This window comes from Dyadobacter chenwenxiniae (assembly GCF_022869785.1).
In the GTDB taxonomy this organism is placed as follows: Bacteria; Bacteroidota; Bacteroidia; order Cytophagales; family Spirosomataceae; genus Dyadobacter; species Dyadobacter chenwenxiniae.
Genome location: NZ_CP094997.1, coordinates 1,516,391 through 1,528,541 on the forward strand (window position 1 = coordinate 1,516,391; position 12,151 = coordinate 1,528,541).

At 45.1% G+C, this 12,151-nt stretch carries 14 protein-coding genes; 9 read left to right on the forward strand and 5 right to left on the reverse strand.

Going from position 1 to position 12,151, the window contains the following annotated elements; genetic code table 11:
- Positions 1–29 precede the first annotated feature (29 nt).
- Positions 30–3,488 carry a PVC-type heme-binding CxxCH protein gene (locus MUK70_RS06200; protein WP_234658136.1) on the forward strand — a complete coding sequence of 1,153 codons (3,459 nt, stop codon included), beginning with the start codon at positions 30–32 and terminating at the stop codon, positions 3,486–3,488.
- 63 nt (positions 3,489–3,551) lie between these two features.
- On the opposite strand, the gene MUK70_RS06205 is transcribed toward MUK70_RS06200, so the two are convergent.
- The 3 genes from MUK70_RS06205 to MUK70_RS06215 all read right to left on the reverse strand — a co-directional run bounded on the left by MUK70_RS06205 (position 3,552) and on the right by MUK70_RS06215 (position 6,100).
- Positions 3,552–4,061: a PIN domain-containing protein gene (locus MUK70_RS06205; RefSeq protein ID WP_234658135.1), complete on the reverse strand. Its 510-nt coding sequence runs from the start codon at positions 4,059–4,061 to the stop codon at positions 3,552–3,554.
- Positions 4,058–5,116 carry a helix-turn-helix domain-containing protein gene (locus MUK70_RS06210; protein ID WP_234658134.1) on the reverse strand — a complete coding sequence of 353 codons (1,059 nt, stop codon included), beginning with the start codon at positions 5,114–5,116 and terminating at the stop codon, positions 4,058–4,060. Before MUK70_RS06210 ends, MUK70_RS06205 begins: the two co-directional genes overlap by 4 nt.
- 93 nt (positions 5,117–5,209) lie before the next feature.
- Positions 5,210–6,100: an NAD(P)H-binding protein gene (locus tag MUK70_RS06215; RefSeq protein ID WP_234658132.1), complete on the reverse strand. Its 891-nt coding sequence runs from the start codon at positions 6,098–6,100 to the stop codon at positions 5,210–5,212.
- A gap of 79 nt (positions 6,101–6,179) precedes the next feature.
- Here MUK70_RS06215 and MUK70_RS06220 point away from each other — a divergent pair, with 79 nt between their 5' ends.
- From MUK70_RS06220 to MUK70_RS06255, 8 genes are all read left to right on the forward strand, one after another.
- Complete coding sequence (locus MUK70_RS06220) at positions 6,180–6,545, forward strand: winged helix-turn-helix transcriptional regulator (RefSeq protein ID WP_234604618.1); 366 nt, start codon at positions 6,180–6,182, stop codon at positions 6,543–6,545.
- 43 nt (positions 6,546–6,588) lie between these two features.
- The gene (locus tag MUK70_RS06225; protein ID WP_234658130.1) at positions 6,589–7,371 is read left to right on the forward strand and encodes a class I SAM-dependent methyltransferase; all 783 of its coding nucleotides are present in this window, start codon (positions 6,589–6,591) and stop codon (positions 7,369–7,371) included.
- A gap of 13 nt (positions 7,372–7,384) precedes the next feature.
- On the forward strand, positions 7,385–8,701 hold the full coding sequence (locus MUK70_RS06230; protein ID WP_234658129.1) for a BNR-4 repeat-containing protein: 1,317 nt from the start codon (positions 7,385–7,387) through the stop codon (positions 8,699–8,701).
- 75 nt (positions 8,702–8,776) lie between these two features.
- A complete protein-coding gene (locus MUK70_RS06235) occupies positions 8,777–9,523 on the forward strand; it encodes a ThuA domain-containing protein (protein WP_234604622.1) in 747 nt (248 codons plus the stop codon).
- Positions 9,524–9,683: 160 nt separating this feature from the next.
- Positions 9,684–9,914, forward strand: coding sequence for a hypothetical protein (locus tag MUK70_RS06240; RefSeq protein WP_234658128.1), 231 nt, complete (start codon positions 9,684–9,686; stop codon positions 9,912–9,914).
- A 73-nt stretch (positions 9,915–9,987) separates the two neighbouring features.
- Positions 9,988–10,350, forward strand: coding sequence for a DUF1304 domain-containing protein (locus MUK70_RS06245; protein WP_234658127.1), 363 nt, complete (start codon positions 9,988–9,990; stop codon positions 10,348–10,350).
- Between the two features lie 60 nt (positions 10,351–10,410).
- A complete protein-coding gene (locus MUK70_RS06250) occupies positions 10,411–10,626 on the forward strand; it encodes a hypothetical protein (protein WP_234604625.1) in 216 nt (71 codons plus the stop codon).
- Positions 10,623–10,883, forward strand: coding sequence for a type II toxin-antitoxin system RelE family toxin (locus MUK70_RS06255; RefSeq protein ID WP_234658126.1), 261 nt, complete (start codon positions 10,623–10,625; stop codon positions 10,881–10,883). Before MUK70_RS06250 ends, MUK70_RS06255 begins: the two co-directional genes overlap by 4 nt.
- A gap of 44 nt (positions 10,884–10,927) precedes the next feature.
- Here the strand turns inward: MUK70_RS06255 and MUK70_RS06260 are convergent, their stop codons facing one another.
- Both MUK70_RS06260 and MUK70_RS06265 read right to left on the reverse strand, forming a co-directional pair.
- Entirely contained in the window at positions 10,928–11,299 is a 372-nt protein-coding gene (locus tag MUK70_RS06260) for a hypothetical protein (RefSeq protein ID WP_234604627.1), read from the reverse strand.
- Between the two features lie 275 nt (positions 11,300–11,574).
- A complete protein-coding gene (locus tag MUK70_RS06265; protein WP_234658125.1) occupies positions 11,575–12,150 on the reverse strand; it encodes a hypothetical protein in 576 nt (191 codons plus the stop codon).
- Between the last annotated feature and the right edge of the window lies 1 nt (position 12,151).

A 12,151-nucleotide genomic window follows, 5' to 3' on the forward strand; every position in this document is an offset into this window, starting at 1 on the left:
ATGCCTACGGCCTATTGCTATACAAAACCATGAACACAACCAAGCTACTATACGGAGCGACGCTTATGGCGACGATCCTGCTTACAACCTCTTCCAATAAGGTTCAGAACATTAAAGAAGATCCCGACCCGGATGTTCAGAAAGAACTCGCTTCCTTCAAGGTTGCCGAGGGATTTGAGGTGACATTATTTGCTTCCGACCCGATGGTTGCCAAGCCCATTCAGATGAACTGGGACGCGGAAGGGCGATTGTGGGTGGTGAGCAGCACAGTTTACCCGCATTTGAAAACGGGTGAATCGGCGAATGATAAGATTTTTGTATTGGAAGATACGGATGGCGACGGTAAAGCTGACAAGTCAACCGTCTTCGCCGAAGGTCTTATTCAGCCCACCGGCATTTTGCCGGGTGACGGAGGCGTTTATGTAGCCAATTCTACCGAAATCCTGCATTTCTCGGATACGGACGGCGATGGCAAAGCGGACAAAAAACGCCGCGTGCTGAACGGTTTCGGAACGGGTGATACGCACCATTTGATCCACACATTTCGCTGGGGGCCGGAAGGAAGAATGTATTTCAACCAGTCGATTTACATTTACAGCCACGTGGAAACGCCTTTTGGCATAAAACGTCTCGAAGGTGGCGGTGTGTGGGCGCTTAACACGCGTAATCTGGACATGGAAGTTTATGCAAGAGGCCTTGTAAATCCCTGGGGGCTGCAATTTGACCGCTGGGGACAATCTTTCCTGACGGACGGAGCAGGGGGAGAGGGCATTAACTACGGATTTCCCGGAGCAACATTCGTAACCGCGCCAGGTGCAGCACGCATTATGCGCGGCCTCAATCCGGGCCAGCCAAAACACAGTGGTTTGGACGTCGTTTCCGGAACGCACTTGCCCGACGCATGGCAAGGCAGAATGATCACTAACGACTTCCGGGCCAACAGGATTAATAGTTTTAAATTAGAAGAACAAGGTGCAGGTTATGCCTCCAAGCAAGTCGACGACCTGATGTGGACGGATAATGTTGCGTTCCGGCCGGTGGATATCAATGTGGGTCCCGATGGCGCAATATACGTGGCCGACTGGTATAACCCGATCATTCAGCACGGAGAAGTGGATTTCCACGACCCACGCCGCGACCAGCAGCACGGTCGCATCTGGCGGATCGTGGCAAAAAACCGTCCGCTTGTTAAAAAACCACAATTAGTAAAGGCGAGCACAGCCGAGCTTCTGGAATCATTGAAATTACCCGAAGAGTGGACACGCTTGCAGGCCAAGCAGGTTTTAAAAGCGAAAGGTGCAAAAGAAGTGGTTCCTGCTTTGGAAAAATGGGTGCAGGGTTTGGATAAAAACGATGCGAATTACGAGCATAATTTGCTGGAAGCACTTTGGGTTTATCAAACACTTGAAACATTTAACCAGCCTGTTTTGCTGGAATTATTAAATGCAAAGAGTCATAATGCACGCGCGGCAGCATTGCGAGCGCTGGAATTATGGTTTCCAAAAGTGCAGAATGTGCCTGCATTGCTTGCTAAGGCTGTCAAAGATGAACACGCACAAGTGAGAATGGAAGCGGTGATAGCATTGCGCAAAACCAAAACGGCTGATGCTGCGAAGAATGCATTGTCGGTCCTGGACGGTCAAATGGATGAATTTCTTGATTTTGCATTGTGGCAAACGGTGCGGGAATTGGAACTGGTGTGGCTGGCGAAACTTAAAACGGAACCAAACTTATTGGGTGATGCCAAAAAGACCGCTTATGCATTGAAATCGGCAACAAGTCCTGAGGCTGCGACAATGCTCGTTCAGCTTTACCAGAAAGGCGAAGTGCCTGAGGATTACCAAAAAGATGTGTTGACGAGCATTGCCAGATTAGGGCAGCCCTCCGACTTGAATATGCTGCTGGATCTGGCCATAGCAAGTAAAGATAAGAATGTTTCAGCCCAGCTAGCCGCCTTGGAAGACGCTGCTGGCCAGCGGAATGTGAAGCCGGACAAATCGCCGGAGCGCATTGCGAATTTTATAGGGAATGAAGATGAAGCTGTAAGCCTTAGCGCGATCCGGTTGATCGGGCTTTGGAAACTGACCCAGCTGAATGATCGCCTTACCGGCTTAATCCAAACAGGAACACCGAGTACGAAAAGGGCAGCATTGGCTTCTTTAACGGCCATAGATAAGGAAAAAGCAACAAAATTAACTGTTGACATGACCGGGCCAAAAAATTCCCCGGAAGTGCGAATGATCGCCGCTGCGCAATTGGCTAAACTGGACCCGAAAGAAGCGGCACGCATAGCCACTGAACTTATGCGAACATTGCCTGCGGACACGGACGTAAGCGACCTTTTCATAGCGTTTATTTCAACGAATCCCGGTGCTGCTGCATTAGCGGACGCCATAGCAGCCAGGAAAATCCCGGAAGCAACCGCAAAAGCTGGTCGCAGACTTGTGCAAACCCGTGCAGGCTGGACGCGTCAGAACATTGACGAAATGCTCGCACTCAAAAAAGCACTCGAAGCCTCAGGCGGTTCCATGCCAACGCAAAAAATGCCGCAGGATCTTAATGATGATCAAATTGCCGGTCTCGCAAAACTGGTTAGAGAAAAAGCAGATCCTGCAAAAGGTGAGCAGATTTTCCGCAGGGTCGAAGCAAGCTGTACAACTTGTCACGCCATTGGCGGCGCAGGTGGTTTGATAGGGCCGGACCTGAGCAGCCTGGGCACGAGTTCACCACCTGAGACGATTATCCGTTCTATTTTGTATCCCAATTTATCGATTAAAGAAGGATACGATCTGAAACGTGTTGTAAAGAAAGATGGCTCTGAAATGCTGGGCTATCTGGCCAGCGACGGTGCGTCGGAAGTGATTATACGTGACGTGACGGGCAAGGAAGTTTCCATTGCCAAAAGCCAGTTGCAAGTCATGGAAAAAGTCCCGGGCTCCTTAATGCCTCCCGGCCTCACAGCCAGTCTGGATCAAACCGAATTTATCAACCTGATTGGTTTCCTGACAAAAATGGGAGAATCTGGCGACTTCCGCGTCCCCAACACCAGGTTCGTAAGACGTTGGGAAAGTGTCAGTGCCGATAAGCAGACAGCCAGCAGGATGAGCGAAGGTGCATTCACCGTGACCAAAAATTCAAAAGTCACTTACTCACCAGTTTACAGCAAAGTCTCAGGTGACTTACCACTGGACGAAGTGCCTGCCATAGAAACCACAGCCGGCAAATCGTTCAGCATTGTCCGCTTCGACATCGAAGTGCTCACCAAAGGTAACGTAACATTATCGTCAAACATGTCAAACGGGATCAGCGCCTACATTGCCGGCAAACCCGTAAAAATGTCCGGCAACGACATCAAAGCATCACTAACCCCGGGAATCCAGCAAATTACGCTGGTGATTGATAGGAGCGTGGTGAAGGACGGAGGTTTGAAGATAGAGTTAAAGGATGCCGATGGCGGAGCGCAGACGAGGTTGCGGATGGGGAAGTGAGAGAGTAGTTGACCTATGGTTAAAGCAAAAGCGACCCTGGTAATCCCTGGGTCGCTTTTGTTATTACTTCTTCCACATTTTAAGCCGCTTTTGCATTTCAGAAACCAATTCCGCATTGTTTTGATATACGATATTATTTCTGATTAGCATTTCCAGCTTCTGTGAAGCTTCCAGACCGGAAATCACCTGCACATCCAATAATTGATCCAAAATCCACAGCATTCCATGATAAGTGACACCGTTTTTACTGGCATATTTCCGAACGACCTTGTCGCTGCTTACTACAATGGCGTTAAGCTTTTGGGCTAAAAACAAAACTGTCTTATCCGCTTCCGACAATGCTGCCGGAAATTGCGTCTTTTGAATGCAAAGCCGTTCAAACTCATCTATTGAATGGATTGTAAGTCTTCCTGAATCAACATAGGGTTGAAGCACCAGTTTATCTTCTTCATACAACTCATTAATAACATCGACCGAACTATGGAACATATAGTCCAATTCGAAGAAATGGTGGATCAGATTCAAGTTTCGCAAGTCAATGAATATGCAGGCGTCCGTTACAGCCGCATTCATGCAAGTGTCAAGCTCAGAATATGAAATTCTGCCAGTCTCATATTTTTTAAAGCCGCTGCCTTGGTCATTGATATTTGTTCCTCTGCAATTCCCCGAAATATCAGCTGATCGAACCGGTTAGATTTTTCAACGCCCTCGTAAGCAACAGGTTCCAGCGTTCTCCAACCCATTTCCTTCATCATGCCAAGGAATTGTTTGGCAAAATGATCATTGACGATCCCGCATTCGAGAGCTCTCTTAACGATCGCCTGCATGGAAATGCCATAATGTTTTTTGATATTACCAAGCTCTTGAAGGGAGAGCTTGTTCCGATGCGCTCCCAATTCCTGTTTCAAAGTTTCTTCCGGCATAAGTATCGCTCCTGCAAACTGATGGCATAAGATCTCTTTCTGATTCTCGGTAACATTTCCAAAATTCAGAAGCAAATGCCCAAGTTCATGCAATAAAGTGAATCGGATCCTGTCAGGTTTGCCTTCCAGGTTTTTATTAAATGCAACGACAGGAATCGAGCCATTAACCCAGGTTTGCATACCATTGAAATTGGTATCCGCGTCGATCTCAACAACCTTGATAAACTTATCTTCCAGTAGTTCAGCGACATTGTATATGGGATCTTTACCGATCTCCCATGTTTTTCTCAAAAGATTCGCGGCCTGACTAACCTGTTGATATTCAGATACCAATCCGAAATCTGCTAACGGATTTTCAAATTTGTTTTCCAACCCTAATATTTCTTCCAGTTCAAGATAGCGGGAAAGATACTCTCTGGTTTGCTCAACAACTTTATACTCCTCTTTCGCAGGGATGCTTTTCAGGCTACGATATGCCAGATCCCCGATCTGAATGCTGGTTTCTCTGAAAAAATAATCAGGACGAACATTCATTACAGTGCTCAAAAGTCCCAGGCGCTCGCTGTCCGGAACAACAGCGCCCTTCTCATATTTGTGCAATGCTTGTTTACTAATCTGATTATTGAGCCTGTTTGCAAGGTCTTGCAGTGATAACCCACTCCTTAACCTTGCAGATTTGAAACGGTCAGCAAATATCTGGTTCATGGCAGCATCTATTAAAATAAACGTCTCTTTTGGTTGACAAATATATAAAATTATTAATGTTTGTCAACCAAAAAATAAGTTTTTTTCAGCGCCCTACGCTCCTGCATATGCCCCTGCAAACTCCTTGGCGAAATCTTCCAGCTTGTAATCTCCCAGCTTCTGAGGCCTGTTTTTCCAATACTCTGCTTGCATTTCGCCGCTCCTGACGGCTTGTCCCATCTCTTTGTAAAGCTGCGCGAAGCTTTCGTTTAGGCCAGCGCCCAGCATTCCTTTGTACGCGTCTTCGTCTGAAAATGTAATCCAAGGCGTGTTTTCTTTTCCAACCGCTTTGCCTAATACTGCCGCGATTTCGCTCGGGTGGCGCTCGTCGTTAGCAATGTTTGTGATACTTTTTCCAGTGAAAAGATTCAGCAAAGCCTCAGTCGCAACCTCGGCAATGTGGTCCGTATGCGTTAGCACCAGTTTTTCATCGGTGTCACCATAATTGTTTCCAGCAATGCCTGCGTGCTTGATCATTCCGGCGAGGCTGAATAGGTTTGAGAAGAAGTAGGAGGGGCGCAGGAAATTTACATTCAGATCAGGTATTTCTAGCAACTTTTCTTCCAGATAACCCAATGCATCGATCGGCCCGGCGCCCTTCCGCATGTGTGCGCCCAGGCTGCTTAGGAGCACAACGTGTTTAATATTGCTGCCTTTAAGTGCTTCCAAATACTTGTCTGCCACTTCGAGCTGAAATCCGGCATAGTCGGGAAGGGAGAAGCTGCTTGGGATCATCAAATAAGCCACTTCTGCGTTTTGAAATGTGGTTTTTAAAAATTCGGTGTCGGTCAAAGAGCCGATGGCTGGTGTTGCGCCAAGGGATTCGATTTCTGATTTTTTATCGGCGCTGCTGCTGATAACAGTTACGTCGTGTCCGGCTGCTACTAAGTTCTTTGTAACGGGTCTGCTAATGTTTCCTAATGATCCTGTGATGATATATTTCATGTTCTTTATTGTTTAATGATGATGCAAAGCTATATTTGTACTTACTTTTAGACAAGTACTTACCCCAAAGTATGTATCCATGACAAAGGTTAAAGAAAGCTCCACGTACAATGCCAACCGGGAGATCGTGTTGCAGGAATGCCCGGTCACTTATGTGATGAACAAGATCGGCGGACATTGGAAACCCATTATTTTGTATCACCTCCTGTCGGGCAGCAAACGTTACTCCGAGATCAGGAAAGCGATGCCGCACATAACGGAGAAAATGCTCATCCAGCATTTAAAACAGCTCGAAAGCGACAAGTTATTGATCCGCGAAGCCAAGCCCGTTGTGCCGCCCTACGTCACTTACACGCTTACGGATTCTGGCCGGGATCTTGAATCAGTGATTAATGCGATGGCCGAATGGGCTTGTAAGGATATGAAAAGGCATGCATTTGTTTAAAGTCGGGAAGCGGTTACATTTGTAAAAACCACTCAACTTCGCCATGCATAATGAATCTTTAAGAGATCTTTTTTACAGCCACCGTGGAAATCTGATCCATAAGTGGGACCATTATTTTGACATTTACGAAAAATATTTTGCCAAATATCGCGGTCAGAAGGTCAATATGCTTGAAATTGGCATTTCGCATGGCGGATCGATGCAGCTTTGGGAAAAATATTTTGGTGCCCATGTGCATGTTTACGCTATCGACATTAATCCTGACTGTAAGAAGCTTGAAGAAGAAAATACAACCATTTTCATAGGTTCTCAGAGTGATAAGGCATTTCTGGAAAGTGTTGCGGGCCAATTGCCCGAACTGGACTTCATAATTGACGATGGCGGGCATACGATGGACCAGCAGCGCGTGTCGTTTGAAACCCTTTATATGAAGGTAAAAGAAGGCGGTTTGTATCTCGTTGAAGATACGCATACTTCTTACTGGGCTGAATTTCACGGCGGACTAAAAAATCCGAATTCCTTTATTGAGCAATCCAAACACCTTGTGGACTCCTTGTATGACAGTCACGTGATCGATAAGAGTAAGGTGACTATCAATGAAATAACCAATCATATCAACAGCATTGCATTCTACGATTCTATTGTCGTTTTTGAAAAGCAGTTGCGAAAAAAGCCATTTCACAAACAAATCGGCAAAAAGACAATCAAACCATACGAGCCGACGGAGTTGAAAAAACAAACCTGGATGGAGTCTTTCTTGTCCCGTTTTAAGAAAAAGGAAGAGCATCCTTTTGCTGCGAATGATGGTGGAATCACAGAATTATAATCAAATTAAAATTATGAAAATCCGCCTCCTGTTGCTGGCATTCGTGTGCTTAACCGGCAGACTCCATGCTCAGAATGTATCGGCACTGACCGAAGATGGTGCCTGGTGCTGGTTCAGCGATCCGCGGGCCATTTATACAAATGATAAAAATGGCCAGGTTGTAACTGGCTGGGTTACGAAATCAGGTGACATTGTTGCGGCGTCATTGGATCTTGAATCAGGAAAAACAGCCCGGAAAACGCTCTATACCAAACTCGAAATCGACGATCATGATAATCCGGCGTTTTTGCAACTGCCCGATAAAACCATTTTGACCCAATACACCTGGCACGGCGGAAGTAAAGACGGCATGGGTGTGATTCAAAACACAACATTGGAACCACTTGACGTTGCAACATTCTCTGATTCAATCGTTTTCAAACCACAAACAGCAGCATTGCTGACCAAGTTTAAGCGCGAAACTTACACTTATGCCAATCCATTTATATTAAGTGCGGAAAATAATAAGGTTTACAGTTTTGGCCGTTGGGTGGGTTTTAAGCCCAATTTCATCACATCCACAGACAACGGCAAAACCTGGTCTGATCCAGTGGTCGTCATCACATCGAAGGCATTGGACACCAATAACCGGCCTTACGTGAAGTATTATTCCGACGGCAAATCAAAGATCCACCTCATTTTTACAGACGGACATCCCAATTCCGAGCCGCTGAATTCTGTTTATTATTGCTATTATGATAAAGGTGCATTCTGGCGCGCGGACGGCACAAAAATCGCGAACATTGATCAGTTACCATTCAATCCGTCCGACGCGACGATCGTTTACAAAGCCACTCCTGAAACCGGGAAAGCCTGGATTTTTGACATTGTCATTGACCAGAAAGGTAGGCCGGTCGTAGCTTACACGCGTTACCCCACCAACGAAAATCATCAATATTACTACACCGTTTTTGATGGTAAAAAATGGCATGATCATCATTTGATCGACTCCGGCAAATGGTTTCCGCAAACGCCGGAAGGCAAGAGAGAGCGCGAAGAAAATTACTCCGGCGGTCTGACAATTGATCCGCTAGATCCTTCCATCGTTTATTTTTCACATGAGGTTGATAGTGTCTTCGAGATCTCAAAAGGTGAGACGAAAGATTTGGGCAAAACCTGGAAAATAACGCCTGTCACCAGAAATTCGAAGCTGGATAATGTTCGCCCCGTAGTCCCGCGCTATAAAAAGAAGGGCGACAAAACCGTTTTATTATGGATGCAAAACCGGAAGTATGTGCATTATACGGATTACGATACGCGCATTGTCTGGAAAGAATTGACGTCGCGCTAAAAGTATATTCCACGTCATTTCTGTTTTAATAGTAATAATAAATTCCCCCGTTTAAACACCGAATCCCAAAACATTATGTTCAAAAAATTACTGCCACTGCTTCTTGTTATCGTGAGCGCGGCATACGCCCAGGCGCAGCAGTTTAAAATTTTATTATTTACCAAAACAGCAGGTTTTCACCACGTTTCGATCCATGAAGGCGTTGCGGGAATCCGTAACCTCGCTTCCAGGCACAATTTTTCAGTCGACTGGCAGGAGAATGCGGATGTTTTCAATGATAAAAGTCTGGCCAACTACGCAGCCGTTATTTTCCTGAACACCACCGGCGACATCCTGAATGATGCGCAACAGGCAGCATTTGAAAAATACATTAAAAGCGGAAAAGGCTTCGTAGGGATCCACTCTGCGGCCGATACGGAATACGATTGGGCATGGTATGGCAAGTTGGTAGGAATGTATTTCAAGACCCACCCGGCACAGCAAACGGCATTTCTGGACGTAAAAGACAGCAACTTCCCAGGCTTGGAACGTTTTCCTAAACGCCTGCTTTGGACCGACGAATGGTACGAATACAAAAAACCATACAACGCAGACGACCTTAAAATCCTGATCACACTCGACGAAAAATCCTACGATCCAAAAACCAACCAGGGCACCGGAATGGGCGCAGAACACCCTATGGCCTGGTATCACAACTACGACGGCGGCCGCGCATTCTACACCGGTCTGGGCCACATTGGGTTGGTTTATTCGGATCAATCGTTCCTGGATCATTTGTACGGAGGCATTTACTGGGCCGCTACGGGGAAGGGTTTGAAGTAAAATTGAGTTGAAAGTTTAAAGCAGGACGTTCAGGCGGCTGCATTATTGGTCTTTAGATTCCAATAATGCAGCCGTTTGCTTTGAATTTCATCTCGAAAAATACGTTCCTTTGAAGCCGTACATACAATGTCTATATTTGAGATACACAAACTATAAGATCATGACAAAACAAGCTATCATCGAGCGGACAATAGAAGCGATCAATCAACTGCCGGAGGAAAAAGCAGAGGCAATTTTTGAGTTTGCTGACTCCGTAAGAAAGCGGTACGAAGAACATCAGCTTACGAATGAAATTCAAAGCTTGATTGCAGGCGGCTCATCATTTGAATTTTTGGATAAAGAGGAAGATCTTTATTCAGTTGCTGATTTGAAAGAAGTATACAATGGCTAAGGGTGACATTGTATTAATTACTTTTCCGTTTACAGATCTAAGCAGTAGTAAATTAAGCTAACCCAATCAACCCATGGAAATCCTCGGCAAAATTCTCGTTGGCCTCGTTGCGCTGGAACACCTTTACATCATGTACATTGAAATGTTTGCCTGGGAAACCAAGGGGAAGGAGACATTCAAAGGATCACTGGCCCCTGAACTGTTTACGCCCACAAAGACATTAGCAGCCAATCAGGGACTGTACAACGGATTCCTGGCAGCCGGCCTGATCTGGTACTTTTTTCTCGAAGGTCACTGGGCATTTCATATCGCCATTTTCTTCCTGACTTGCGTAATTATCGCCGGAATTTACGGAGCCGTCACAGCCAGCAAAAAGATATTTTACGTGCAGGCGTTACCCGCGATTGTGGCTTTGATAGTTTTGCATATTCGGTAGGGATAACCTGTTTATGGAACAAGATCGATTTTTTAATTCTATCGAAAATCTTAAATTTGTTTGAAAGCAAAACACTATCTCATGAAACTGGCAGGCATCAAAACCGAATACACACTCAAAGGAAAAGTAAAACGCATAACAATCAATGCCAACGTCAAAAGCGACCTCGTTGAAGATTTGGTTGACACAATACTCTATGAAGAGCGTAAAGACGGAGAGTTTGTGTCAGAAAGCGAGGCTATGGAGTTCTTGCGAAAAAATGGCAAGATTAAATGAGTTATACGGTTCAGTATGAGAAGCGTGCACTAAAAGAACTTTCCAAACTCCCCGCCACTGCCGTGCGGCAGATTCTCACAAAAATTGATTCTTTGTCAACCGATCCGTATCAAACCGGGATCAAAAAGCTGAAAGGTTTTGAAAATGTTTTTCGAGCCAGGGCAGGAAATTACCGGATACTCTATGAAGTAAATGACGGTAAGCTGCTAATCATGATCGTTGTGGTTGGGGATCGAAAGGACGTTTATGATCAATAACAAAGCGGGCGCAACCAAGCACGCCCGCATTCTAAAATCTGTTTCTAAGCAAAAAAGCTAGGTTTCTGCAAGTAACCTGGCTGCCAGCTGGCATCGCGGCGACGCAATGTGCGGGATATGGTAAGCACTTCATGCAGACGCGCCTGTTGGTCACTTAGCGGATCCTGGCTATGAAAATACTGACCAATGATCTCCCATTCAAAAGAATCTGTGTTAGAATCATAAATCCCAACCGGTATGCGGTTGCCATCCGTCATCAGCATGCCCAGCACATACTGCGCCTCTTCCTCCGTCGAACATCCCACATGCTGATACTGTCCTTTAAGCGTATAAAGTACAGAGTAACGGTTAGCCGAAGACTCCTGGCGCTGCTCCTTTGTCTTATTCTGTTTCGTGTGTTTTTGTAATCGTATCATGATAATGTCTGTTTCAATCGCCCCGGGTTTCTGTTAGGGGCTTTTTTTGTGGTATTAAAATAGTTATGAAATGAGGGGAATGAGTACTGTTTTCATAATGTGTTTTATTGCCCTCAATTTGTTAAACGTAGATTGGTTGTCAATAGTTTACTTGGAAGGGGAGGTCGGGTGAAGTTCTTCTGATAGGGAAGGTGTTTATGGGAATAGTGCAATTATTGTATAGGGGCATCGGGTGATTATAAACCGTTAAGTAGTGTACGTAACTCAACCGCATATTATTTTTGTTGTAGATCTTTTATTGGTATAAGTATTTGCCAATACAACATATCAACTGCTTGCTTAATAGCCTGGTGAAGTGAGGCGAGAGAGCTTAAAATTTGATTAAGATTGCCATTATTTAAGGCAATATGTGAATGCGGTAGCGGCTGCTCCGCAGTTGAGAAATGGAGATGAGGGCTTTGCTTGAAACGAGCATGCTGTGTATCGTCAGGTTCATTCGCATCACAATGCAAGCAAACGTATTCAATAGCCCTCGTTTCGCTTACTTCAGTCTTGTAAATATGAAAATACATACGATCCAGATAATAAATGTTAGCCTCGTATGGAATCCAGCGTTCGTAATAAAGTGCTGAATAATTTTCAGTCTTAGTTTTAAATCTCCAATTCAAAAAATCAGACCCATTTTCATTATTATCTGAAACTCCAAAAATTAATGTATTATTCGAAGAAGTTAAGTTCACAACAATTTTACCTTGACGTTTAGCCAAGGTTTTAAATAAAGCATTTATGTTGCGAACTCTATCCCTTTTGAGTTCGTCTAATGAAACCTGTATTCGAGGCTGACCATTCATT

Excerpts from the sequence above, each read along its gene's own strand:
- MUK70_RS06205 (WP_234658135.1), bottom strand. The coding sequence starts at position 4,061 with ATGAATGCGGCTGTAACGGACGCCTGCATATTCATTGACTTGCGAAAC.
- MUK70_RS06210 (WP_234658134.1), bottom strand. The coding sequence starts at position 5,116 with ATGAACCAGATATTTGCTGACCGTTTCAAATCTGCAAGGTTAAGGAGT.
- MUK70_RS06220 (WP_234604618.1), top strand. The coding sequence starts at position 6,180 with ATGACAAAGGTTAAAGAAAGCTCCACGTACAATGCCAACCGGGAGATC.
- MUK70_RS06265 (WP_234658125.1), bottom strand. The coding sequence starts at position 12,150 with ATGAATGGTCAGCCTCGAATACAGGTTTCATTAGACGAACTCAAAAGG.
- MUK70_RS06215 (WP_234658132.1), bottom strand. The coding sequence starts at position 6,100 with ATGAAATATATCATCACAGGATCATTAGGAAACATTAGCAGACCCGTT.
- MUK70_RS06240 (WP_234658128.1), top strand. The coding sequence starts at position 9,684 with ATGACAAAACAAGCTATCATCGAGCGGACAATAGAAGCGATCAATCAA.
- MUK70_RS06200 (WP_234658136.1), top strand. The coding sequence starts at position 30 with ATGAACACAACCAAGCTACTATACGGAGCGACGCTTATGGCGACGATC.
- MUK70_RS06255 (WP_234658126.1), top strand. The coding sequence starts at position 10,623 with ATGAGTTATACGGTTCAGTATGAGAAGCGTGCACTAAAAGAACTTTCC.
- MUK70_RS06260 (WP_234604627.1), bottom strand. The coding sequence starts at position 11,299 with ATGATACGATTACAAAAACACACGAAACAGAATAAGACAAAGGAGCAG.
- MUK70_RS06230 (WP_234658129.1), top strand. The coding sequence starts at position 7,385 with ATGAAAATCCGCCTCCTGTTGCTGGCATTCGTGTGCTTAACCGGCAGA.
- MUK70_RS06245 (WP_234658127.1), top strand. The coding sequence starts at position 9,988 with ATGGAAATCCTCGGCAAAATTCTCGTTGGCCTCGTTGCGCTGGAACAC.
- MUK70_RS06235 (WP_234604622.1), top strand. The coding sequence starts at position 8,777 with ATGTTCAAAAAATTACTGCCACTGCTTCTTGTTATCGTGAGCGCGGCA.
- MUK70_RS06225 (WP_234658130.1), top strand. The coding sequence starts at position 6,589 with ATGCATAATGAATCTTTAAGAGATCTTTTTTACAGCCACCGTGGAAAT.